The organism is Nonlabens sp. (genome assembly GCF_965660805.1).
Lineage (GTDB): Bacteria > Bacteroidota > Bacteroidia > Flavobacteriales > Flavobacteriaceae > Nonlabens.
Window position 1 is genome coordinate 1 of sequence record NZ_CBFIBE010000018.1, and the last position, 24,255, is coordinate 24,255.

22 protein-coding genes are annotated in these 24,255 nt (G+C 36.2%); 16 read left to right on the top strand and 6 right to left on the bottom strand.

Annotated elements, in window-relative coordinates; all coding sequences use genetic code 11:
- The 4 genes from ACTF48_RS06150 to ACTF48_RS06165 form a co-directional block, all read left to right on the top strand.
- Nucleotides 1-1,643: DUF5915 domain-containing protein (locus ACTF48_RS06150; protein WP_438962270.1), on the top strand; the 1,643-nt coding region annotated here is incomplete at its 5' end.
- Between the two features lie 3 nt (nt 1,644-1,646).
- Entirely contained in the window at nt 1,647-2,033 is a 387-nt protein-coding gene (locus ACTF48_RS06155) for a TraR/DksA family transcriptional regulator (RefSeq protein WP_438962271.1), read from the top strand.
- A 37-nt stretch (nt 2,034-2,070) separates the two neighbouring features.
- The gene (locus ACTF48_RS06160) at nt 2,071-2,727 is read left to right on the top strand and encodes a hypothetical protein (RefSeq protein WP_438962272.1); all 657 of its coding nucleotides are present in this window, start codon (nt 2,071-2,073) and stop codon (nt 2,725-2,727) included.
- A gap of 32 nt (nt 2,728-2,759) precedes the next feature.
- Nucleotides 2,760-3,392, top strand: coding sequence for a lipoprotein signal peptidase (locus tag ACTF48_RS06165; protein WP_438962273.1), 633 nt, complete (start codon nt 2,760-2,762; stop codon nt 3,390-3,392).
- Nucleotides 3,393-3,601: 209 nt separating this feature from the next.
- Here the strand turns inward: ACTF48_RS06165 and ACTF48_RS06170 are convergent, their stop codons facing one another.
- The 4 genes from ACTF48_RS06170 to ACTF48_RS06185 are packed head-to-tail and all read right to left on the bottom strand — an operon-like array spanning nt 3,602 to nt 6,452.
- The gene (locus tag ACTF48_RS06170) at nt 3,602-4,198 is read right to left on the bottom strand and encodes a 5-formyltetrahydrofolate cyclo-ligase (protein ID WP_438962274.1); all 597 of its coding nucleotides are present in this window, start codon (nt 4,196-4,198) and stop codon (nt 3,602-3,604) included.
- Nucleotides 4,173-5,153 (bottom strand): succinylglutamate desuccinylase/aspartoacylase family protein, encoded by a 981-nt coding sequence (locus ACTF48_RS06175; protein ID WP_438962275.1) that lies wholly within the window; start codon nt 5,151-5,153, stop codon nt 4,173-4,175. Before ACTF48_RS06175 ends, ACTF48_RS06170 begins: the two co-directional genes overlap by 26 nt.
- Complete coding sequence (rimK, locus tag ACTF48_RS06180; RefSeq protein ID WP_438962276.1) at nt 5,153-6,025, bottom strand: 30S ribosomal protein S6--L-glutamate ligase; 873 nt, start codon at nt 6,023-6,025, stop codon at nt 5,153-5,155. The genes ACTF48_RS06175 and rimK overlap by 1 nt, the downstream gene beginning before the upstream one ends.
- Nucleotides 6,015-6,452, bottom strand: coding sequence for an ATP-dependent zinc protease family protein (locus tag ACTF48_RS06185; protein WP_438962277.1), 438 nt, complete (start codon nt 6,450-6,452; stop codon nt 6,015-6,017). The genes rimK and ACTF48_RS06185 overlap by 11 nt, the downstream gene beginning before the upstream one ends.
- A 191-nt stretch (nt 6,453-6,643) precedes the next feature.
- On the opposite strand from ACTF48_RS06185, the gene ACTF48_RS06190 reads away from it, so the two are divergent.
- Nucleotides 6,644-7,963 carry an alkaline phosphatase D family protein gene (locus tag ACTF48_RS06190; protein WP_438962278.1) on the top strand — a complete coding sequence of 440 codons (1,320 nt, stop codon included), beginning with the start codon at nt 6,644-6,646 and terminating at the stop codon, nt 7,961-7,963.
- A gap of 243 nt (nt 7,964-8,206) precedes the next feature.
- Nucleotides 8,207-8,350: a CBS domain-containing protein gene (locus ACTF48_RS06195; protein ID WP_438962279.1), complete on the top strand. Its 144-nt coding sequence runs from the start codon at nt 8,207-8,209 to the stop codon at nt 8,348-8,350.
- 2 nt (nt 8,351-8,352) lie between these two features.
- Here ACTF48_RS06195 and ACTF48_RS06200 read toward each other — a convergent pair whose 3' ends face one another.
- Both ACTF48_RS06200 and trxA read right to left on the bottom strand, forming a co-directional pair.
- Complete coding sequence (locus ACTF48_RS06200; RefSeq protein WP_438962280.1) at nt 8,353-8,736, bottom strand: DUF2237 family protein; 384 nt, start codon at nt 8,734-8,736, stop codon at nt 8,353-8,355.
- A 211-nt stretch (nt 8,737-8,947) separates the two neighbouring features.
- Nucleotides 8,948-9,241: a thioredoxin gene (trxA, locus tag ACTF48_RS06205; RefSeq protein WP_438962281.1), complete on the bottom strand. Its 294-nt coding sequence runs from the start codon at nt 9,239-9,241 to the stop codon at nt 8,948-8,950.
- A gap of 125 nt (nt 9,242-9,366) precedes the next feature.
- On the opposite strand from trxA, the gene uvrC reads away from it, so the two are divergent.
- The 10 genes from uvrC to ACTF48_RS06255 all read left to right on the top strand — a co-directional run bounded on the left by uvrC (nt 9,367) and on the right by ACTF48_RS06255 (nt 24,224).
- Nucleotides 9,367-11,166 carry an excinuclease ABC subunit UvrC gene (gene uvrC, locus ACTF48_RS06210; RefSeq protein WP_438962282.1) on the top strand — a complete coding sequence of 600 codons (1,800 nt, stop codon included), beginning with the start codon at nt 9,367-9,369 and terminating at the stop codon, nt 11,164-11,166.
- A complete protein-coding gene (locus tag ACTF48_RS06215) occupies nt 11,153-13,384 on the top strand; it encodes a patatin-like phospholipase family protein (RefSeq protein WP_438962283.1) in 2,232 nt (743 codons plus the stop codon). Before uvrC ends, ACTF48_RS06215 begins: the two co-directional genes overlap by 14 nt.
- 108 nt (nt 13,385-13,492) lie before the next feature.
- Nucleotides 13,493-14,650, top strand: a complete 1,158-nt coding sequence (locus tag ACTF48_RS06220) for a homogentisate 1,2-dioxygenase (protein ID WP_438962284.1) — start codon at nt 13,493-13,495, stop codon at nt 14,648-14,650.
- Nucleotides 14,651-14,694: 44 nt separating this feature from the next.
- A complete protein-coding gene (locus ACTF48_RS06225; protein WP_438962285.1) occupies nt 14,695-15,300 on the top strand; it encodes a hypothetical protein in 606 nt (201 codons plus the stop codon).
- Nucleotides 15,301-15,339: 39 nt separating this feature from the next.
- Nucleotides 15,340-15,906, top strand: a complete 567-nt coding sequence (locus ACTF48_RS06230) for a CCC motif membrane protein (RefSeq protein ID WP_438962286.1) — start codon at nt 15,340-15,342, stop codon at nt 15,904-15,906.
- Nucleotides 15,907-15,994: 88 nt separating this feature from the next.
- Complete coding sequence (locus ACTF48_RS06235) at nt 15,995-16,783, top strand: DUF3108 domain-containing protein (protein ID WP_438962287.1); 789 nt, start codon at nt 15,995-15,997, stop codon at nt 16,781-16,783.
- Nucleotides 16,784-16,991: 208 nt separating this feature from the next.
- Nucleotides 16,992-17,957, top strand: a complete 966-nt coding sequence (locus ACTF48_RS06240) for a tryptophan 2,3-dioxygenase family protein (protein ID WP_438962288.1) — start codon at nt 16,992-16,994, stop codon at nt 17,955-17,957.
- Between the two features lie 4 nt (nt 17,958-17,961).
- Nucleotides 17,962-19,206, top strand: coding sequence for a M23 family metallopeptidase (locus ACTF48_RS06245; RefSeq protein ID WP_438962289.1), 1,245 nt, complete (start codon nt 17,962-17,964; stop codon nt 19,204-19,206).
- Nucleotides 19,203-20,840 carry a glucose-6-phosphate isomerase gene (gene pgi, locus ACTF48_RS06250; protein ID WP_438962290.1) on the top strand — a complete coding sequence of 546 codons (1,638 nt, stop codon included), beginning with the start codon at nt 19,203-19,205 and terminating at the stop codon, nt 20,838-20,840. The genes ACTF48_RS06245 and pgi overlap by 4 nt, the downstream gene beginning before the upstream one ends.
- A 114-nt stretch (nt 20,841-20,954) precedes the next feature.
- Nucleotides 20,955-24,224 carry a TonB-dependent receptor gene (locus ACTF48_RS06255; protein WP_438962291.1) on the top strand — a complete coding sequence of 1,090 codons (3,270 nt, stop codon included), beginning with the start codon at nt 20,955-20,957 and terminating at the stop codon, nt 24,222-24,224.
- Nucleotides 24,225-24,255 lie beyond the last annotated feature (31 nt).

The following is a 24,255-nucleotide window of genomic DNA, read 5'->3' on the forward strand; positions in this document are numbered from 1 at the left end:
TTTTCCTAGTCGGAAAGAATGGCGAAAAACTAACACGCGAAGCAGATTTAATTGATGTATGGTTTGACAGTGGATCGATGCCGTATTCACAATGGCACTACCCTTTTGAAAATAAAGAACTAGTAGAAAATCAATTGCGTAAAGCAGATTTCATTGCCGAAGGTGTAGACCAAACTCGTGGATGGTTCTATACATTGCATGCGATCGCAACCATGATCAGTGATGATGTGGCGTATAAAAATGTGGTTTCTAATGGACTGGTACTGGACAAAAACGGACAAAAAATGTCCAAACGTCTAGGAAACGCCGTTGATCCATTTGACACCTTAGGAAAATACGGTGCAGATGCTACGCGCTGGTATATGGTGAGTAACGCAAATCCTTGGGACAACCTACGATTTGATACCGATGGAATTCAGGAAGTACAGCGCAAATTTTTTGGCACCTTGTACAATACGTACTCGTTCTTTAGTTTGTATGCAAATGTTGATGGATTCTGCTTTCGCGAAAGCGAAATACCATTAACCGATCGCCCAGAAATAGACCGCTGGATTTTATCAGAATTGAATACTCTGATAAAAGACACCACTGCTTTTTATGAAGATTATGAACCTACTAAAGCAGCTCGTGCCATCACCACTTTTGTGACTGAAAATTTAAGTAACTGGTACGTGCGATTATGTAGAAGACGTTTCTGGAAAGGAACTTATGAGCATGATAAAATAGCCGCTTATCAAACCTTATATACTTGTTTAAAAACAGTCGCTCAATTAGGTGCGCCTATCGCTCCATTCTTTATGGATCAATTGTACCGAGACTTAACCAGTGTATGTGAAAGTGATGCCAGCGAAAGTGTTCACCTAGCTTTATTCCCTACGGCAGATGAAACTATAATAGACAGCGCGCTAGAAGAGAAAATGCATAAAGCTCAGGTTATATCGAGCCTTACGCTATCCTTACGTAAAAAAGAAAGCATAAAAGTACGCCAACCGTTACAGCGCATAATGATCCCAGTACTCGATGCTGGAGATAAAGCACAGATCGAAGCGATTGCTGACCTAGTTAAAAGTGAAGTAAACGTAAAAGAGATTGAAATTATAGATGATGCGAGTGGTATTCTAGTAAAAGGAATCAAGCCTAATTTTAAAGTTTTGGGACCTAGATTCGGTAAGGATATGGGGCAAATCGCTGGTAAGATTAAAAGTTTTCAACAGGACGACATCGCATTGTTAGAAAAAAATGGTGAAATTAACATAAACATTAACGGTTCTGATATTATCTTAACCGCTGAAGATGTGGAAATAACATCATCAGACATAGAAGGATGGCTGGTAGCAAATCAATCTGGAATAACCGTTGCACTCGATGTAACGATATCACCTGAGCTTAAAAAGGAAGGGATTTCAAGAGAGCTTGTAAATCGTATTCAAAACATAAGAAAAGACTCAGGACTCGAGGTAACAGATCGTATCCATATTACGATACAATCGCATGAGGAGATTGACGAAGCCGTTGCATCAAATGAGCAATACATTAAAGATGAAACGCTGGCCGATGATTTAACAGTAACACAAACTGTAGATAATGGTACGATTGTTGAATTTGACGATATTGTAACCAGTATACAGATTAAAAAATTATAGAACATGAGTAACACCTCAGAAAAAGAAAGATATAGCGATGCTGACCTCGCTTATTTTAAGAATATAGTACAAGAAAAGCTAGACGAAGCAACCAAGCAGCTGGAACTTATTAAAAGTGCTTACATGAATGATGCAAATAATGGAACAGATGATACCGCTCCACAATTTAAAGCATTTGATGAAGGTAGTGAAGTAATGAGTAAGGAGACCAGTTCACAGCTGGCTATAAGACAAGAAAAATTCATAAGAGATTTGAAAAATGCTCAAATACGTATTGAAAACAAGACTTATGGAATATGCCGTGTCACTGGTAAAAAAATTAAAAAAGCACGCCTGGAATTAGTTCCTCACGCAACATTGAGCATAGAAGCAAAAAATATGCAGTCTTAAACTAAGGCGGCATTTCTTTATAAAACTCCTTTTTATTATGGCTACATTACGACAGTATTCCATAATGAACAGGAGTTTTTTTATGGCAATTATTATGGTGATATTCGCTTTTGCGAAAGCGTATTCTCAACGCAATTCCAGCGATATTATCTTTGAAAACTCTAAGATTACGACTGTAAATATCAACTTAGAATCTACCATAGAACTTGAAATAGTTACTACAGATTCACAATCCATAAGAATTACCGATAGTCAAGGTGGAGAATACAAAAACGCCTTAACCTTAAATTCAAGTATTATAAATGACACGCTACAGATAAGCGATCCATTTCATGCTAGCTTTAAATTCCCTCAAGATAAGCTAAGTGCTCATAAAATTATAGATGATCAAGCTAAGCTCTATCTTCCTGAAGGTCTAGATGTTCAACTTACAGCGAGATCTTGTTTTTTAAAAGTAACCGGTAATTATAAAAACCTGTTTATCAATATAGAATCTGGAGATTGCGAGCTGAGTACTGTTAGATCTCCATTTCATATCATAACGGTTTATGCAGATGTCAATATTATTAATCCAGAAACAACGGTACAAATAAACTCTAAGAACGGAACGATTAAACCTGCCCAACTGAAGAATATGAAGAGTAACTCACATAAGATAGAAACCATACACGGTTCTATTACTATTAAGGATTAAGTAGTATTTTTGTCTCAACACAAAAGCAACTAATGAAGTTATCAAAAGCTATTCTAATTATACTCATAGTGCTATTCATAGATCAAATTAGTAAGATCTATATAAAGCTCAATTACACTCTTACTACAGATTCTAATAACCCTATTTATGACCTCAATAAGTTCAAGCTCATGTTTTATGAGAATGCTGGAGCGGCATGGGGCGCAGAGATCCCAGGTGAATATGGCAAATTAATCCTAGTCGTTTTTAGAATTTTTGCAGTTTTTGGTATCGGGTATTGGCTTTGGAACAGTATTAAAAAGAATGGCCATAAAATATTAATCATATCTATAGCCCTTATTTTTGCTGGAGCTTTGGGAAATATAATCGATTCCATTTTCTACGGTGTGATTTTTTCAGGAAGCTACCACGGCTCTGTAGCAACAGCCTTTCCAGAAACTGGTGGTTATGCTGCTCTAGGATATGGCCATGTAGTGGACATGCTTTATTTTCCACTATTTGACGGGACCTGGCCAGAATGGATGCCATGGGTAGGTGGAAAAACTTTTTCTTTTTTCAATGCCATTTTTAATATAGCTGACTCTGCAATTACTGTAGGTGTTGCTTTACTAATCTTATTTAGTAAAAAGGCGTTTCCTGATACTCAATCAAAAGTATCTGAATAGCATCTTTACAGTTTTAGTGTTGATACTTAGTTGTTCCAGATACGCCATTTTTTAACTTTAACAAACTAATATTCAAACCTTTATACCTTTTCAAAAAAACCGATGGAATACCACACTTTAATACGTGTAACACCGATTTGCTTTTAAAGGACCAAAAATCTAATACCTATTTGTGTTTATAATGTCGTTCAAATAAATTGAATCTGATATTAATTGTTATTATTGGTATCAACAGCACTATCAAAAAAGAAAACCTGATCAGGACAGACCATTATGTTCAGTGGAACATCATCTTTATGTGGTGTGATAGTGGTGGTAAGTGGATGATAAAATGACAAACCTATTTTTAAAGTGTTAGGTCTACATTTTTTTAAAAACCGGTCGTAAAAGCCTTTTCCGTATCCTATTCTATTTCCATTAGTATCACCAGCTAGCAATGGAATAAAAACCACATCCAGTAGATCTTCTGAAATTAATATACCATTATCACTAGGCTCAGGTATTCCCCATTTATTAGTTTTAAGAACGGTATTATCAGTAAGCAAATAATGTTTCATGCTATAGTCTTCAAAGTTACTTCTAGATACTATAACATTTTTATCCTTTCCTTGAAGGATGTGTAAGATAAAATCTGTTTGAACCTCTTTTTGTTGTTCTATAGATAAAAACAGGTGATACATATTATGATCCCAAATATCTAATGATAGCAATTGATTTGCTATGTCTAAACTGTAATCTTCTACTTGTTTAGGAGATAGTTGAGAACGCAACTTCTTGAATTTATTTCTTAGTTCGTTTTTTAACATCTTGAGAAGTGATATGGAAAATCGCATCACCTTGATAAACCATAGGGCTTTGGTTTACATTAATGATGTATCCCGTTTGATTAGATTTCACCTTGTGTCTAAAAGATCCATAAGGATCAGTAATAGTAGCGATATATTCTCCTTTATCTACATATTTCCCATAAGGTACTTTAGGATGAAAGAGTCCAGAGTAAGAGGCTCTTAACCATTTAGTTTGCTTAACAACAATACTATCAGGCACCTCTGGAGAAGTCTCAAAAGAATCTTCTAACATTCCTAAATGATGTAACACTCGTTTTGCACCTTGCACACCTACTTTTACAATCTCTTTATCACTTTCAAAAGATTTGCCTCCTTCATATAATAAATAAGCCTTACCTAATTCCATACAGGTATTTCTTAAAGTTCCCTTTAATTTACCGCTGTGTATTAAGAAAGGAGCTTTAAAAACTTTGGCTAACTCTAGAGATTTTTCAAAGTTAGGATCTACTCTCATTTGTGGCGCATTAAAACGCTGTGCACCACCAGTGTGAAAGTCCATGATAATTTCTACATGTGGTAAAATCTCATGCACAAACTGATAAGCAAACCTACCAGCAAGTGAACCCGATTTATAACCAGGAAAACTCCTGTTCAAATCACGCCCATCAGGAAACTCGCGTTTCATGTTAAGGAATCCAAAAATATTAAGAACAGGCATACAAATAATGGTACCAGTAAGTGGTTTATTATAGCCTTTGGCTATCATTTGACGCACGACTTCAATACCGTTAATTTCATCACCATGCAAACCACCAGTGAGTAAAACTACAGGACCAGCTTTTTTTGCTCGTCTTATAATCACAGGAACCTCTATGGTCGTAGATGTATAAAGCTTTGCAATATTAAAATTGAGCTTATAACTATGACCAGGCTTGATCTCAGTGTCTAAAATATTTATGGACTTCAAGGACATTAAACGCTTTCCTCTATAAATTTAATAATTTCCCGAGCTACGTTATATTGAGTAGCTCCTTCTATTCCTTCTAGTCCAGGAGAAGAATTTACTTCTAGCACTAAAGGACCTCGTGCACTTTGTAACAAATCTACTCCACAAACTCCTAGCCCTAGCGACTTAGCAGCAGCTATAGCTGTTAACTCTTCTTCTCTGGATAGTTTAATCTTTTGAGCCGTTCCACCACGATGTAAGTTAGATCTAAACTCTCCTTCCATAGCCTGTCGCTTCATGGCTCCTACCACTTTATCACCTACTACAAAGACTCTTAAATCTGCTCCACCAGCTTCTTTAATAAACTCTTGCACAATCACACGAGACTCCATGGTATTATAAGCCTCCAGAATAGTTTGTGCACTTTCAAAATCTTCGGCAAGGTTTACTCCTATTCCCTGAGTTCCTTCCAGCACTTTAATAACCACCGGAGGACCATCTACCATTTGAATAATGGAATCTGTATGCTTACCAAAGTTTGTAAAAACGGTTTTAGGCATACCTACACCAGCGCTAGAAAGTCGTTGTAAACTCTGTAATTTATCTCTACTGCGCACTAGCGCTTGAGAACTTACCGTAGTAAAAGAATTCATAGCCTCAAACTGGCGTACAATCGCAGTGCCATAAAAGGTTATAGAAGCTCCTATGCGTGGTATAATGGCATCAGGCTTTTCTAATCGTTCTCCTTTGTAATAAACCGTAGGCTTTTGCTTTTCTAGTTTGATATCACATTTTAAGGGATCGATTACTTTTACTTGATGACCAGCGGCTTGCGCCTCTTCCACCATTCTTTTTGTGCTGTATAGCGTTTTACCGCGTGATAGTATATTAATTTTCATGTAGGCCTTGAAGATAAGAAACATCCTGTAATTCAGGATCAACAATAAATTTAGATGATAAAAACTTGCGTCCTATAAGAACAGGATATCGCATTTCTTCACGATTACTAAGTGTTAAAGAGATTTTCCACAGCTTATTAAATAGCCTAATATTTGCTTGCACTTCATAACGCAACTCAGACTTCCCATTACTACTGCGCACACTGGTAATTTCATATTCCTCAAATCGCATTTGTTTCCCATGATACTGTTCATGGGCCTCATCGAGTAAGGTGGCAAGAAGAACACCATTATCTTCTTGGATATCTTTACAGTGAATACTAGAAGTATAAGCACCTGTATCTATTTTAATATCAAGCCCTTCGATCTCCAGCTTTGGGAAATCGGCACGATCAGTGCGGCCTATTGTGAGTTTCTTTTTAGACACAATTTTAATATATTAAGCGGGCAAATATGCATGTAATTTATGAGAATGTAACTTTAAGTAATTGTTAAATGAATTGTTTTTAATTGCGCTTTCGCGAAAGCGTACATTTTACAACATCTAGTCCATAATTAACTATAAGTTTATACAGACTATGTAATTTTTTTAGATCTTTAAAAAATTAAAAATCCACTATGAAAAAGATACTTCTTCTTTTACTTTTTATCTCAAGTCTTTCCATCGCACAAGAATCTTTACTACAGGCTGGACCTATGGTGGGCTACTCTGGTTTTAGAGAAGCGCTTATATGGGTACAAACTAAAGCTCCTGCACAGGTAAAAATAGGATACTTTACTGGTGATGAAGACATGCGATTTACTGAAACGGTAACTACTCAAGCCAGCGAAGACTTTATCGCAAAACTATATCCGCGAGAGGTTATTTATGGCGCAACTTACACTTATAAAGTTTACATTAATGATATATACGTTCCTAAAGATTATAAATTAGAATTCCAGACACAGACTTTATGGCAATACCGTACCAATCCACCCGATTTTAAAATAGCCATAGGTTCTTGCACCTTTATTAATGATCAAAAAGACGATAGACCATCTCCATATGGTGGACATTATGAAATTTTCAACAGTATTCTATCTAAAGATCCTGACCTGATGTTATGGTCTGGTGATAACATTTATTTAAGAACACCAGATTTTTTAACAGAGACAGGTATTAGATACCGACATAAAAACACACGTTCCTTACCAGAATTACAGGCACTGCTAGGTAGTGTGCACCATTATGCCACATGGGATGATCATGATTATGGACCTAATGATTCTGACCGCAGTTATATACATAAAAAAATTACTGAAAACGCTTTTAATAACTACTGGGGTAATTTAAACACTAACGCTGCTGGTAATGGCGGTGTGACTCAACATTTCCCTTTTAACGATGTTGAGTTTTTCTTTCTTGATAATCGCTACCATCGAGCACCTAATAAAGGTATAGATAAGGATAAGGACTATTTCGGTAAAGAACAGCTAGACTGGTTGATCGACGCATTAACAGCTAGTAAGGCTTCTTTTAAAGTGGTCGTTACTGGTGGCCAGATCATAAGCGATGCTGCAGTGTATGAAAATTATGCTACCTATCCAGGTGAAAGGGAACGCCTTTTAAATCGATTACATGAAGAACGTATAGAGCGCGTTCTATTTATAAGCGGTGATAGACATCATACTGAAATATCTAGATTAGAACGCAAAGATGCTTACCCTTTAATAGATATCACGTGTTCACCATTAACCGCAGGAACTCATCAAGCGAGAGATGAAGGTAACACTTTACAAGTAAAAGGTTTAACGTTTTATGAGCATAACTTTGGTATCATAGAGGTTACTGGGCCTTATGGAAGTAGATCTTTAAAACTGACTATATATGATGCTCAAGGAAGTCCTGCATTTAATTATTTGATCCAGCAAAAAGAATTGCAGTATCCTAAAAATTAAGCACATAAAAAAACCGTTTCTTTTAAGAAAACGGCCTTGTTTTTAATAGTTGTTTTAATGTGGAGTGTCACCGTAGGGCACTGTAAGAAACAATTACTTCTTAGGAGCTTGTTTCTTAGCCTTAGGCGTTGCCGCTGCTGGCTTTGAAGAAGGCTTATCGAAGTTTTCCGGAGCCTTTGCTGGTTTATTTGCCATGGTATATGACTTTAAAGTTACAAGGTAAATGTATTCTAGTTTTCAATATTGCGATGCGCAGCTACACAGTTTTTAAAAACAGGTCACAGACGTTTTCCTGTTACCGATAATGGGAAATTAATAGGTCAAATCTCAAGGATGGATGTGATTATTGCTGCTAAAAAACTCAAAAGTGACGACTGGAAAAAGTAACCTTATTTTACTTGATACTTCTTTAAAAGCTCTAGTGTGGTGTACTTAAGTGCAGCACTATCTGTGGATGAAAGATTTATAAGTGGTGCCACTCCAGCTTTCTCAGCCTCGAGCCATCTTAAAATACATAAACACCATTTATCGCCAGGTTGTAGTCCAGGAAAACGGTATGCAGGATTAGGTGTAGAAAGATCATTTCCTCGTGACTTTGTATAATCTAGAAATTCCTGAGTCATTACTGCACAAACCACATGTGTACCACGATCTTCACTAGCTGTGCGGCAGTAACCATCGCGCCAGTAACCCGTCATAGGATCATTACAGCAAGATTCTAGCGCAGTTCCTAGAACATTAAGCGGTTGAGTAGAAATGGTACTTTGAGCCATGGTAGTAAAGGATATAAGAAAAAATAACACAAAATAATGCATACTTAATTAGTCAGTATTACCAGACTTTAATTACAATCATTAGTGTCCGATTAATGTTTTATCGATACTATAAAACTGATAAAGCACTAAAATTCAAACTCCTTAATAAAGTCTTTAGTCTATCAGTGACAGCGGTCTTTTATCTTAGTCGGACAGGATTAAATTACAATTATGCTTTAACAACTTGTTCCTTCAAGACATGCAGCGGCTGTACTCCACTACCTTTCCAGATTTGTTTCCCATTTTTATAAATCATAAAAGCAGGAACGCCGCGCACATTCATTTGTGTGGCAAGCGCTTGGTTTTTATCTACGTCTATCTTTAATATTTTCACACGATCACCTAGCTCGTCTTTTAGTTTTTCCAGCACTGGCATCATAGTTTGACATGGTCCACACCAGGTAGCAAAAAAGTCTATAAGTACTGGGGTATCTGTTGCAATAATTTCTTTAAAACTAGCCATTTTTTTATTTTCAAAATTAAAGTAATTCAGACTTTAGAACCGTTATAGAAATGATAAGAAATTAGATTGATTTTAATACGCTTTCGCAAAAGCGTGGACTAGAAAATTCCTAACTTTACATCGCTATGGAATTATCTCCTCTTGAGGTTCAAATAAGAATACTACCTTCTACACCTGGTGTTTATCAATACTATGATAAAGACCATAAATTACTCTATGTAGGTAAGGCAAAGAACTTGAAAAAACGAGTTTCTTCTTATTTTACAAAAAACCATGACAGCTACCGCATTACTTCTATGGTTAAGAAGATTGTGACTATTGAACACATCGTCGTAGAAACAGAGATGGATGCGCTGCTACTGGAGAACTCACTTATTAAGAATAGGAATCCGCGATATAATATTATGTTACGGGATGATAAGACATATCCATGGCTGTGTATTAAAAAAGAGCGGTTCCCAAGGGTGTTTTTAACACGTAGAATGATTAAAGACGGCAGCGAATATTACGGTCCTTTTTCTAGTATAAAAACGGTGCGCACTTTACTGGATTTAATTAAAGGATTATATCCGTTGCGTACCTGTAAATATGATCTCAGCGCACATAAGATTAATGCCGGCAAATATAAAGTATGCCTGGAGTACCACATAGGTAATTGTGCAGGTCCTTGTGATAATTTAATGAGTGAAACGGCTTATGCCCGTAATATAGATAACGTGCGCAACATCGTTAAAGGAGATTATAAAAATGCCGCTAAGCATTTTGAATCCCAAATGATGGAACATGCTGCAAACATGGAGTTTGAAGACGCGCAACGCATTAAAGAGAAACTAGAAATTTTAGAAAAATATCAATCTAAATCCACCGTAGTAAATTCTAAAATTACTGATGTAGATGTCTTTACCTTAATCAGTGACGAGACACATGCTTATGTAAATTATCTACAACTATCTCATGGTGCGATTGTGCGCTCACATACCCTAGAAATCAAAAAGAAACTCGAAGAAACAGATCAAGAATTACTCGAGATAGCGATTATAGAATTGCGGCAGCGATTTAACTCGCAGTGTAAAGAAATTTATGTACCGTTCCAAGTAGATCTAGGTAATGAAATTAAAGTAACTATACCACAACTGGGCGATAAGAAAAAGATCGTAGACCTTTCTTTGCGCAATGCAAAATTCTACCGCCAGGAGCAGTTTAAAACCATAAAAATTGTGGATCCAGACCGTCATGTCAAACGATTAATGGCTCAAATGAAGGCAGATTTAAGACTTGATAAAGAACCTATTCATATAGAATGTTTTGATAACTCAAATATTCAGGGAACTAATCCAGTAGCAGCATGTGTGGTTTTTAAGAATGGAAAACCAAGTAAAAAAGATTATCGTAATTTTAATATCAAGACTGTAGAAGGTCCTGATGATTTTGCGAGTATGGAAGAAGTGGTTTATAGAAGGTACCGCAGGCTGGTAGAAGAAGATCAACCTTTACCTCAACTCGTAGTTGTGGATGGAGGAAAAGGTCAACTGTCTAGCGGTTTAAAAGCACTGGACCGACTAGGACTGAGAGGAAAGATTACGATTATAGGAATTGCAAAACGACTGGAAGAGCTTTTTTACCCTAATGATCCTGTACCCTTATACCTCGATAAACGTTCTGAAACCTTAAAAGTGATCCAGCAAATGAGGAATGAGGCGCACCGTTTTGGGATAACCCATCACCGTAACAAACGCAGTAAGCAAGCTATAGAAACAGAACTGGATAATATTCCAGGAATAGGAGAAAAAACAGCAGTAGAATTATTGAGACATTTTAGATCTATTAAAAGAATTAAAGCGGCATCAAAAAAAGAGATTATAGAGATCATAGGTGTTTCACGAGCACAAAAAATTATAGACTTTTACAGTAATGAAGAAGAGTAGTATTATATGGATCATTTTTATACTAATTAATGCGCAAGCGTTCTACTCTACTGCACAAAAAAGTGAACCTGTTACAGAACAAAAAATAGGGCTAGTACTATCTGGTGGTGGTGCCAAAGGACTTGCTCATATAGGAACCTTAAAAGTGATCGATTCTCTAGGAATTAAGGTAGATTATGTAGCAGGAACCAGTATGGGCGCAATTGTAGGTTCTTTATATGCCTCTGGTTACACAGGAAAGCAGCTAGATTCTATTTTTGAAACCATCAACTTTGATGAGATTATAAGTGATGATATCCCACGAAAATCTAAAACCTATTTTGAACGTAAAGATAATGAACGCTATGCGGTAACGTTACCTTTTAAAGACTTTAAAGTACAGGTTCCTAGCTCTCTAAGTAAAGGACAAAACATTTACAACTTACTATCTAGACTACTATCTCACGTTAAGGATATCGATGATTTCAGCAAGTTACCCATTCCCTTTTTCTGTATTGCTACAGACGTAGAAACCGGAGAAGATGTGATACTGGATAGCGGTTATTTACCACGTGCTGTAAATGCCAGTGGAGCCTTGCCATCAATATTTGCTCCAGTAGAAATAGAGAACAGACTTTTTATAGATGGCGGCGTTACAGATAATTATCCAGTTGAAAAGCTACGTGCTCTAGGTATGGAGGTTATTATAGGAGTAGATGTTCAAGATGGTTTAAAAAAAAGAGAAAACCTCGATGGAGCCTTTGACATTCTTACTCAAATAAATAACTACCGCACTATAACGGCTATGAAAGATAAAGCGCCTTTAACAGACGTTTACATCCATCCCGATATCGAGAAATACACCGTAATTTCTTTTGATTCTGGTAGAAAAATTATAGATGAAGGAGAAATAGCCGCGCTCAAAAAAATAGATCAACTTAAAAAAGTGGCAATAAAAAATTATAAAAAACCACCATTATCAGCCATTACGTCAGATAGTATTTATGTAGCACAAGTTTACATAAAAGGGAATAAGAATTATTCTCGAGCTTTTATTAATGGAAGGTTTAAAATAAAAACTCCAGGAAAGGTAGCTTATACTGACATAAGAAACGGTATTAATAATCTACAAGCCACTAGCAACTTCTCAAAAATCAACTATGAAATCATTAACTCTGCAAATGGTCCTGTACTTGAAATAGAGGTTATAGAAAGTAAAGTGCGTAATTACTTGAGATTAGGTGCTCATTATGATGAATTACTGCGCAGTGCTGCACTGGTAAACCTTACTAGAAAAAATGTCCTCTTTAGTAACGATGTAGTGTCTGCAGACGTGATTCTAGGTGATAATGTGAGGTATAATTTTAATTACTACATAGATAAAGGGAAATACTGGTCCATAGGACTTCATAGTGAATTTATTCAATTTGAAAAACAAATACCTGGGCGGTTTGCAGAACAGGTTGCCGGTATAAATACAAATGTAAATTCCATAGAATTAGATTATAACGACTGGACACAACAGCTGTATTTACAAACTAAAATAGGAAACGGCTTTAACTTTACTGTAGGCGCTGAGTATAAATCCTTAAGACTCTTTACAGAAACGCTGAATACTGGTTTAGAGAATGAGCAGCGCACTATTTTTGAAAACAGCAACTACACGAGTCTTTACTCAAGCATTCTCTATGATACTTATGATAACCTCTTTTTCCCATCCAGTGGATGGAAAATAAATGGTGATTTACACCTTTATTTATATGGTGCTGGCAGTGATAATTTTCAAGAATTCTCGATGGCTCAGGTCTCTATAGGACATGCGCACCGTTTTGGTAAATGGAGTTTGCGCGGTAATGTATTACTAGGGCTACCCATAGGAGATCCTGGTAATAGCTCTTTTGACTTTTTCTTAGGCGGTTATGGGGCGCGACGCATTAATAATATCTTACCTTTTTATGGATATGACTTTATTAGCTTAAGTGGTAATACCGTAATGAGTAGCCTGATTGAATTAGACTATAAAATCTTCAAAAAGAACCACATTATTTTGAGTATGAATTCTGTTAAAATAGAAGACTATCTATTTGAAAAATCAGACTGGTATAGCACAGAAGGCTTTACAGGCTATGCTTTAGGTTATGGACTCGAGACATTTTTAGGACCTATAGAGTTAAAGTACAGTTTTAGCCCACAGCAAAAACAAGGAGAATTCTATGTAAACCTAGGATTTCAGTTTTAGTACGCTTTCGCGAAAGCGTATTTTAAACAACTGTACAGAAATAATTACCTCATTCTATGGAATCATCTCAAGAATTTTCCGAAATTGCTAGACACAAAATAAAAGTCTATGCCTTTTTATCACAAACTAGGGAAAATCCCACCTAAAAGACACACTATTTTTAGAAAACCTGATGGTGAACTGTATTCAGAGCAGCTCTTTGGCACCATAGGTTTTGACGGCATGTCCACAAACTCTTACCATGTTCACAGACCTACTATGGTTAAAGAAATAAAAGGACAATACTCTGTAAAACCAGAAATCGCACTAGAAAACCATATCAAGTCATACCGGTTTAGAGGTTTTCAAGTAAAACCAAAGGCTGACTATCTAGAAAGCCGCACCGTGGTTCTTACTAATAGTGATGTTAACACCATACTGGCAGCACCACAGCACTCCATGAAGGATTACTTCTATAAAAACGCAGATGCTGATGAGTTGCTATTTATTCATAAAGGATCTGGAACATTACGTACCCATTTAGGAAATCTAGATTTTAAATATGGAGACTATTTATTAATTCCACGAGGTATTATTTACCAGTTAAGATTTAATGATGAGGACAACCGGCTTTTCATAACAGAATCCAGAAGACCTATCTACACTCCTAAACGCTATCGCAACTGGTTCGGTCAGTTATTAGAACATTCTCCTTTTTGTGAACGTGATTTAAGAAGACCTGAGACCTTAGAAACACATGACGAGTTAGGTGACTTTTTAATAAAAGTAAAAAAACAGGATGAAATTTTTGACATGGTTTATGCCTCACATCCATTTGATGTAGTAGGATATGATGGTTACAATTTCCCTTATGCACTATCCATTCATGATTTTGAACCCATCACAGGACGCATACACCAGCCGCCACCAGTACATCAAACTTTTGAGACCGATGCTTTTGTAGTATGTAGTTTTGTGCCTAGACTCTATGACTACCATCCAGACAGTATTCCAGCACCTTATAATCATAGTAATATAGACAGCGATGAAGTCCTTTACTATGTAGATGGTGATTTTATGAGCCGTAATGATATAGATGCTGGACATATAAGTTTACATCCTGCTGGGATTCCTCATGGACCACATCCAGGTGCTGCAGAGCGTAGTATAGGAAAAACAGAAACAGAAGAACTCGCCGTGATGGTAGACACTTTTAAACCTTTAAAAGTCACAAAAGCTGCACTAGAAATAGCAGACGAAGATTACCATAAAAGCTGGTTAGAATAACCTACTATATTTGTAAAATAAAACTATAGAAACCACAAACTCCATTGGAAAATAATTCAAACGACAATACGTCTAACCAAAATAGATCCTGGGAAGATAACAGCTATTCAAATCAATCAGAATACGATAGCACTAGCAGGCCGCAACAAAACCCAGAATCACAAAACTGGAATAATGAACCTTATCGTTCTAAATTACCAGCAGACCCAAGTGCTCTCGTGCTCGCAATTATCGCGACTGTATTATGTGTACTATGCTGTTGTTTTTTAGGATATTACCCAGCACTTGTATTAAGTATCATAGGGTTTGTACTTGCTCAAAATAGTATTTCAAAATTTGAGCAAAACCCACAACAGTATGATCCTAGTAGTCTTAAAAGAGTAAATAGCTCAAAAATATTCAACCTAGTGGTAGGAATCGTAAGTTTATTATTTGTCATTTTAAGCTTCTTTAGTTTCTTCTCTGATTCCACCTATTATTATAACGATTTTGATGACATTTTCAATCCCGATAATGATGAGTACTATGAAGACGAAAATATCTATGACGATACTGAAGATAACTGGTACGAATATGAAGAAGAAATAGACAGTATGAATCTGGAAACAGATTCTTTAGAGTTAGAAATAGAAGAAGTCATAGAAGAGTAGCTTTTTTACACAAACCTTTATATAGTTAATAACACCACAGTGGAAGAAACTTTCTATAACAATCCTGACAACCAGCCACAGTTTCAAAACGACCGCAGGCACGATTACTATAAAGAGATGTTACCTAACGCCTCTACCGTACTTACTTTAGGTATCATAGGCATTGTACTATTCATGATGCTATGCTGGTGTTATGGTCTTATAGCCATAGTAACACTCATTATAGGAATCATAGGACTAGTTATGGCAAACAGGAGTATTTCTACCTATAGAAAAAATCCTGAAAATTATAGCCGTAGTTCTTATAAGAATGTAAGCATAGGTCGTGTGCTTAGTATTATAAATGTGATTTTATCGGGTATAGTTTGCTTTGCTTTCTTAATTCTTCTCATCATTTTTGGCAGCTTGATTTTTGAAAACATGGATGAAGTCATAGAAGAAGTAAAAAACAATAAGACTTATAATGAATCTCACGAGGACCATGACTATTATGAAAATGAGCAGTATGAATATCTAGAAGAAGTGGACAGTCTATATCAAGAACAGGACGCGATTCCAGTAGAAAAACACGTAGAGACCGTCATTGAAGAAGCTCCTGAAGGATAAATCTAAAAAGTAAAAGAAAATGAGTTTTGGAACGGGTTTTGTAATCTCTAGTTTAAACCGCATGAAAGTGCTGTTAAATAAGAGCATTATGAAAAAGACCATCCTTATATTATCCACCATATTCATTTTTACAACATCATTTACCTCTACAACTACTCCACCAGAAATAGCTTTTAAAAAAGGTGAATGGTTCCGTTTTAGAATCCATTATGGGGTTTTTAACGCCAGTTATGCCACCTTACATGTAAAAGAAGGCAGACTGGATGGTAAAGAAGTATACCACATTAAAGGAAGAGGAAAATCTACAGGGTTACTACATCTATTCTTTAAAGTAGATGACCGCTATGAAACCTACATAGATCGCACTACGGTAAAACCCTATAGATTTATACGTGATATAGATGAAGGCGGACACACTAAAGATATTCAAATAGATTTTAACCACGTCGCAGGAACAGCCGTGATTAATGATAAAAAGCGCAACAAGGTAGAAACTATGAATATAGAGCCTTCTACCCAAGACATGATGAGTGCCTTTTATCACCTGAGATCTATTGTGGACATCACTACATTAAAAGAAGGAGATGAGTTTAAATTACCTATGTTCTTTGATAAAGAAAATTTTGATTTTAAATTAAAATTTTTAGGTCGCGATACGATCAGAACTAAATTTGGTAAAATACCAGCACTAGAGTTTAGGCCTTATGTGCAATCAGGTCGCGTCTTTAAAGAAGAAGAAAGTCTTACCGTATGGATCAGTGATGATGAGAATAAAATACCACTTAAAATTAAAGCAAAACTAGCCGTAGGATCACTTACAGCAGACCTAGATGCTTTTAAAGGATTAAAATATCAATTTAAGACTATCGCTAAGTAATACCTTTTTGTATTTGCAATGTCGCTGTAATAAATGGAGTTATTTTTCACTTCATAGAAGCTTAAAATTCTTTGCATAACCATATCTAAATAATCAGCAAAAAATATTTTTCATTCATACAGTATAAATTCTACTTGGCATTAATTTAAAATAAGCGTTTTAAGGTTTCTACAGTATCATTACCTTTGTAAAACCCTTAAAACGTTTCATGTCACAAGAAGTCAGTCCCGAGATCGCAGAAAGAATCCAGTTACTGGAAAAAAAATTTAAAAATTCTGGGCAAGACATGCTCTCTTACCTAGATGGGTTGCTTTATGACCAGTACATTACCTACTGGGATTACATAAGACTAGACACTTTACTAAGTCTACAAGTTCCCTCTACACATTTTCCAGATGAGATGATTTTCATAGGATATCATCAAATTACAGAGCTCTATTTTAAATTAATTATTCACGAGCAATTACAGATTATAGAAAATGAGAACTTAACCGGTAGCTTCTTTGCAGAAAAGATGCGCCGTATTAATCGTTATTTTGGAATATTAATAAGTTCTTTTGAGGTAATGATTAAAGGAATGGAACGTGAACAATTCTTAAAATTCCGCATGTCATTATTACCGGCGAGTGGATTCCAGAGTGCCCAGTTCCGCATGATAGAGTTTTATAGTAGTGACTTAATTAATGTCGTGCATCCAGATGTTAGAGAACGCTTCCGCGAAAGCGAAAACAAAGACCTCACAGAACTTTATAATCACTGTTACTGGAAACAAGGTGGTATAGATATGCATACTGGTGAAAAAACGCTTACACTAAAACAGTTTGAAGAACGTTACACACCTAGATTCTTGCGCATAGTAAATGAGGTAAAAGACACAAATATTTATCGCCGTTATTTACAACTGCCTGAAGAAGAAAAAACTCAAGAATTAAAAGACGCCATGCGCGCTCACGATCAAAATGCAAATATCAACTGGAAACTCATGCACATGGGTAGTGCTCATCGCTATTTAAGAAAAGAAGATGACCCTATAAAAGCAACTGGAGGCACTAACTGGAAGAAATTCTTGCCGCCTAGTTTTCAAAAAATCATTTTTTATCCAGAGTTATGGAATCAAGAAGATCTAGACAACTGGGGAAAACAATGGGTAGAACACATTTTTAATACAAAATAATTCAATGAAAAAATTTCTAGTAGTTGCCCTAACACTGGGAATAACGCTTACCTCGTGTAAAGAAAAAGAAGTATATCAAGAACCAGAAGTTGCTGAAGTGATCCTACCAGTAATGCAATACGGTTATGACCTTAATAATTATGAGGTAGTTACAGATACCGTAAAGAGTGGTGACACCTTTGGGAACATTATAGATCCTCACTTAGTAGATGGACAGAGCGTTTACACTGCTGCACAAGCCCTAGACTCTATTTATGATGTGCGCCGTATTCAAGTAGGAAAGCCTTATAAAATTCTAAAAAGAAAAGACAGTTTAGGAACTCCAGAGGCTTTTATCTACGAACCTAATAAAATAGACTACGTAGTACTCAACTTTGCTGATAGTTTAATAGCTTACAAGGATAAACACCCTATCACGTACCTAAAAAAAACAGCAAGTGGTGTGATCAACTCTACACTTTCTGAGGCTATGGAAGAAGAAGGATTAGGGATGAGCGCCATTTATGAATTATCTGATATTTATCGCTGGTCCATAGACTTTTTTAGACTTCAAAAAGGTGATCGTTTTAAAATGATTTATACAGAACGTTACATTAATGACAGCATTTATGCAGGTTTAGAAAGTATAGAAGCTGCAGTTTTTGAAACAGATAAAACACCATTTTACGCCTTTGATTACCAAGTTAATTCCCATGCAGGCATCAGTGATTACTATGATGAAAACGGTAAAACACTGCGTAGCTTTTTCTTAAAAGCACCTGTGAATTATTCAAGAATATCGAGCCGTTTTACAAAACGTAGATTCCATCCTGTACAAAAACGCTGGAAAGCTCATAAAGGAACAGACTATGCCGCAGCTTATGGTACACCTATCGTATCCACAGCAAATGGTGTGGTCGTAAAATCTGGTTATACTCGAGGAAATGGTAATTATGTAAAAGTAAAACATAACGGCACCTACTCCACTCAGTATTTACACATGACTAAACGTAAAGTAAAAGTAGGCCAGCGCGTAAAGCAAGGACAGGTAATAGGAACTGTAGGATCTACAGGACTAGCTACAGGACCACATGTATGTTACCGCTTTTGGGTAAATGGTAGACAAGTAGATCCATACAAGCAAAACTTACCTAGCGCAGATCCTTTACCAAAAGAAAAAATGGAAGATTACTTACAGTTTATACAACCTCTTAAGGAAAAAATAGACTTACTACCCTTTAAAAACGATCAAGACCAAACTATTCTATGAGAAATATAAACCCTACAGAAACGGAAGCCTGGCTTCAATTAGAAAAACATTTTGAAGACTTTGATCATTTTAGCCTTAGAGAACAGTTTAAAACAGATCCATCTAGAGCTGAAAAACTCACCCTAATCGATAAAGATTTCTTTGTAGATTTCTCAAAGAACCTTGTAACTGAAAGTACAGTAAAACACCTTACAGCACTAGCCCATGATTGTGATCTTAAAGGTGCGATAGACTCTTATTTTAACGGCGCCACTATAAACGCAACAGAGCAGCGCGCTGTATTGCATACCGCTTTAAGAACGCCTCAAAACGCAACAACAGACAGCATTAAAGACCATGTAACAGCAGCTCTAGAAAGTAAACAAAAGATGTTTACCTATGTAGATAACGTTTTAAATGGCAAGACATTAACCGCAAGCGGTAAAAAGTTTGATACAGTGGTTAATATAGGGATAGGTGGTAGCGATTTAGGACCTGTAATGATTTATGAATCATTACAAGCTTATAAAAATGACATGAACTTACATTTTGTATCAAATGTAGAAGGTGATCACGTAGAAGAGATTCTTAAAAAAATAAATCCAGAGACCACCCTATTTGTGATCGTTTCTAAATCCTTTGGAACTCAAGAAACACTTACTAACGCGACAACCATAAGAAACTGGTTTAAAGAAAAAGTAAGCACTGAGGCTGTTTCACAACACTTTATTGCTGTAAGTAGTAATGTAGATAAAGCAGTAAACTTTGGAATAGATGCAACAAATATCTTCCCGATGTTTGACTGGGTAGGTGGTCGTTTCTCTTTATGGAGCACCGTAGGAATGTCTGTTGCACTAGGGATAGGAACACAGAACTTTCAAGCCCTACTAGATGGCGCTCACGAGATGGATAATCATTTTAAGAACACCTCATTTGATAAAAACATACCAGTACAACTGGCACTAATGTCCATCTGGTATAATAATTTTTACATGGCACAAAGTGAGGCCATTATCCCATACACGCAGTATTTACATAGATTACCTGCTTATTTACAACAAGCCATTATGGAAAGTAATGGTAAAAGCGTAGACCGTAATGGACATCAAGTCACTTATGATACTGGGAACATTATTTGGGGAGAACCAGGTACAAACTCACAACATGCCTTTTTTCAGTTAATTCATCAAGGTACTAAGTTGATTCCTGCTCATTTTATCGCTTTCGCGAAAGCGAAATACAACCAACCTGACCACCATAATAAGCTCATGGCAAATTTCATAGCCCAGACCGAAGCTTTAATGAATGGAAAAACAGCTAAAGAAGCTCGCCAAGATTTAGAAAAATCTGGAAAAAACACTGAAGAAATAGAGCAACTCTTACCCTACAAAGTATTTGCGGGAGATCAACCTACCACCACTATTTTAATAAATGAATTAACACCACAAAGTATAGGTAAACTAGTGGCTATGTATGAACACAAAATTTTTACCGAAGGTGTGATCTGGAATATTTACAGCTATGATCAATGGGGTGTAGAATTAGGAAAAGTTCTTGCTGATACCATCCTTAATGATATTGAAAATCATAAATATGACGGCCATGATGGCTCAACTACCGCTTTATTAAAACGTTTTTCACAATTTAAAAAATAACTCTTTGATAATCAAGTATTTATTTTTTAAATATTTTTAACATCCTTAATGTTAAGTTAATATTAGAACCTCATTTCATGAGTATTTTTGCAACTCAAACTAAACTAATTGAAAATGAAAAAAACATTACAATTTCTTTTTGCAATTGGGCTTTTCTTAAGCTCTATGGCTGTAAGTGCTCAGGTAACTACCTCGAGTATTAACGGTCGTATTCTCGAAGCAGAGAATGAACCTCTTCTAGGAGCTACTGTTGTTGCAGTGCACACTCCTACTAATACAAAGTATGGATCATCTACAGATATAGATGGTTACTACCGTATTAACAACATGCGTGTAGGTGGACCTTACACCATTACTATTTCTTACATAGGTAAGAATGAAATCACTTTAAGTGACATTTATTTACAATTAGGAGAATCTGAAAAGATAGATGCTACTCTTGAGGATAGCACAAACGCTCTAGATGCGATTGTAATAGATGCTGTAAGAGATGGTGTTTTTGATTCAGGAAAAACGGGACCAGAAACTAACATTTCTACTCGTGAAATTGAAACTCTACCTACGGTAACTCGTGATATTCAAGATCTATTAAGAAAAACTCCTCAAGCTCAAGTGGCTGAAGGTGGTGGAATAAGCTTAGGTGGTCAGAACAATCGTTACAATTCGTTCTACATTGATGGAGCCGTAAGTAATGATGTTTTTGGACTTGCTTCTACAGGAACTAATGGTGGTCAAATAGGTGTAAACCCTATCTCACTAGACGCTATTGAATCATTCTCTGTTAACCTTGCACCATTTGATGTTCGTCAGTCTGGTTTTGCAGGTGGAGCTATTAATGCAATTACTCGTTCTGGAACTAATAAATGGGCAGGATCTGCTTATGGATACTACAGAAGCGAAGACTTAGCTGGTAAAACTCCAGGTGGATTTGAAGCAGATGATAGAGAAAAATTAGATGAATTCACTGCCTCTCGTATAGGGATGAGAATAGGTGGTCCTATTATTAAGGATAAGTTATTCTTCTTCTTAAACTATGAAAGACAAGATGAAGAAACTCCACGTTTCTTTGACGCAAGTGCTTATAATGGTGACTCATCACTAGCAGATATCCAGGGATTACGCGATAACTTAATCAACGCTTTTGGGTACAATCCAGGAAACTTTGAAGATGGAACACAGTCTTTAACTTCAGATACGTTTACTTTACGTTTAGACTATAACCTAAACGATAAAAACACATTTACCTTCAAGCATAACTATGTAAGTGGAGCTTCTAATTCACCTAGTTTAAGTAACGCAAATAACATTAATTTTGCTAATGCAGGTATCCTATTCACATCTGAGACTAACAGTTCTACATTTGAGTGGAGAACGACTAATGGGTCTAACCTATCTAACAACTTAGTGATAGGTTACTCTACCGTAAATGACGATAGAGACCCGATTGGTAATAATTTCCCTAGAGTAAGAATTAATGATGGAGCAAATGGTCGTATTACCTTTGGTTCTGAGGCTTTCTCAACAGGTAATATCTTAAACCAAAAGCTGTTTAATGTAACTAACAACTTTGAGATTCAATCTGGTGCGCACAACTTTACTATAGGTGGTAGTTTTGAGCACTTTGATGTAAGAAACGTTTTTGTAAGACAAAACTTTGGACAATATCAATTCTTAAGTCTTAGCGATTTTAACACTTATTTTGATAACGATCCTACCAATGATGTAACTCCAGATGCATATGACTACAGCTACTCTCTTCTTGATCCAGCAGGAACAACTGGAGATGACATTACAGCTGCTGCTGCTGCATTCAAATACTCTATGTTAGGTTTTTATCTACAAGACGCTTGGAACGTTACAGATAACTTCCGTTTAACATATGGTTTACGTCTAGACATGCCATTCTTTGAAGACGGAACTGTTAATGAAGACTTTAATACTCGTACTGTAGCTTTACTAGAAGCTGCTGGGAAGGACTTAGAAGGCGCAAGAGTAGGAACGCCTATTAAGAGTCAACTACATTTTGCACCTAGATTAGGTTTTAACTGGGATGTTAAAGGAGATAACTCTACACAAGTACGTGGTGGTATAGGAGTATTTACTTCTAGAATTCCTCTAGTATGGCCAGGTGGTGCATATAATAACAATGGTGTTTCTATAGGTTCAGTAGATGAAAGAGATTTTGATCCAGGACAATTATTGTTTGATCCTAATCCAGGAAATCAACCTATCGGTAATGGAGCTGCTCCAGGTAGTGGTCAGTTAGGTGGACAAATTGACTTATTCTCTCCTGACTTTAGATTACCACAACGTTTGAAGATGAACATAGGTATCGATCAAAAAACTAACATTTGGGGATTAATCGCATCTGCTGATTTCCTTTACAATGAAGTTTTAAGTGATGTAACTTATCAAAACCTAAACTCTACAGGTCCTGTAGGAACTTTAAACGGAGCTGATAACCGTCCATACTATGATAGAAGTAGAATAGATAACACTTACAGTAACATCTACTTAGGATCTAACACAGATGAAGGTTATTCTTATAACGCAACATTCACTTTAACTAAGCCTGTTACAAATGGTTTTGGAGGTCAAGTAGCTTATACTTATGGTGATGGTAAAATGATTTTTGAAGGAACTTCTTCTCAAAACAGTAGCCAGTGGAGAAATGTACTATCTGTTAACGGTAAGAATAACGCACAAGTACAGAACTCTCAATTTGCAACAGGTCACCAGATCATAGCAAATGCGACTTATAGAAAAGACTGGAACGAGAACATGGCAACTACATTTGGTGTTTTCTATACAGGACAGAATGGTGGTAGAGTATCTTACATCTATAATGAAGGAAGAGACCTATTAGGAGATGATTCTCGTGATAACGCTTTAATCTATGTACCTGCAAGCGCAAGTGATATTAACCTAGTAGATTTCACAAGAGGAGATGGTACACTGGTAACAGCTGCTGAGCAGTATGCTGCATTAGACAGATTCATTGAAAATGATGATTACTTGAGCACACGTCGTGGTAAATATGCAGAAGCAAACGCAAGTCGTGCGTCTTGGAACCACAGTATAGACCTTAAGTTCTTACAAGATTTCTCTATCTATACAGGAGCAAATAAGGAGAACAAGAATACGTTACAGATCTCTTTAGACATCTTTAACTTTGCTAACTTACTAAATAAGGACTGGGGAGAAAGAACCTTTGTACCTAACTTCGGTGAAGTAGGATTAATTACTACTGAGCAAGGTGGTCCAAACCCAGAATTCACATTTGATCCTAATTTCACAAATGATGATATCGAGGTAATCGATGATGGTGGAACACGTTCTTCTAGATGGCAAATGCAAGTAGGTTTAAGATATATCTTTAACTAAGAAGTATTTTAAACATACCTTTCATAAAGAA

Bases quoted from the DNA above. Each gene is read 5' to 3' on its own strand.
- ACTF48_RS06170 (WP_438962274.1), bottom strand. From the start codon at position 4,198: ATGTTAAAAAACGAACTAAGAAATAAATTCAAGAAGTTGCGTTCTCAA.
- ACTF48_RS06155 (WP_438962271.1), top strand. From the start codon at position 1,647: ATGAGTAACACCTCAGAAAAAGAAAGATATAGCGATGCTGACCTCGCT.
- ACTF48_RS06165 (WP_438962273.1), top strand. From the start codon at position 2,760: ATGAAGTTATCAAAAGCTATTCTAATTATACTCATAGTGCTATTCATA.
- pgi (WP_438962290.1), top strand. From the start codon at position 19,203: ATGAGAAATATAAACCCTACAGAAACGGAAGCCTGGCTTCAATTAGAA.
- trxA (WP_438962281.1), bottom strand. From the start codon at position 9,241: ATGGCTAGTTTTAAAGAAATTATTGCAACAGATACCCCAGTACTTATA.
- ACTF48_RS06175 (WP_438962275.1), bottom strand. From the start codon at position 5,153: ATGTCCTTGAAGTCCATAAATATTTTAGACACTGAGATCAAGCCTGGT.
- ACTF48_RS06215 (WP_438962283.1), top strand. From the start codon at position 11,153: ATGAAGAAGAGTAGTATTATATGGATCATTTTTATACTAATTAATGCG.
- ACTF48_RS06255 (WP_438962291.1), top strand. From the start codon at position 20,955: ATGAAAAAAACATTACAATTTCTTTTTGCAATTGGGCTTTTCTTAAGC.
- ACTF48_RS06200 (WP_438962280.1), bottom strand. From the start codon at position 8,736: ATGGCTCAAAGTACCATTTCTACTCAACCGCTTAATGTTCTAGGAACT.
- ACTF48_RS06245 (WP_438962289.1), top strand. From the start codon at position 17,962: ATGAAAAAATTTCTAGTAGTTGCCCTAACACTGGGAATAACGCTTACC.
- ACTF48_RS06235 (WP_438962287.1), top strand. From the start codon at position 15,995: ATGAAAAAGACCATCCTTATATTATCCACCATATTCATTTTTACAACA.
- ACTF48_RS06190 (WP_438962278.1), top strand. From the start codon at position 6,644: ATGAAAAAGATACTTCTTCTTTTACTTTTTATCTCAAGTCTTTCCATC.
- rimK (WP_438962276.1), bottom strand. From the start codon at position 6,025: ATGAAAATTAATATACTATCACGCGGTAAAACGCTATACAGCACAAAA.
- ACTF48_RS06160 (WP_438962272.1), top strand. From the start codon at position 2,071: ATGGCTACATTACGACAGTATTCCATAATGAACAGGAGTTTTTTTATG.
- ACTF48_RS06220 (WP_438962284.1), top strand. From the start codon at position 13,493: ATGCCTTTTTATCACAAACTAGGGAAAATCCCACCTAAAAGACACACT.
- ACTF48_RS06240 (WP_438962288.1), top strand. From the start codon at position 16,992: ATGTCACAAGAAGTCAGTCCCGAGATCGCAGAAAGAATCCAGTTACTG.
- uvrC (WP_438962282.1), top strand. From the start codon at position 9,367: ATGGAATTATCTCCTCTTGAGGTTCAAATAAGAATACTACCTTCTACA.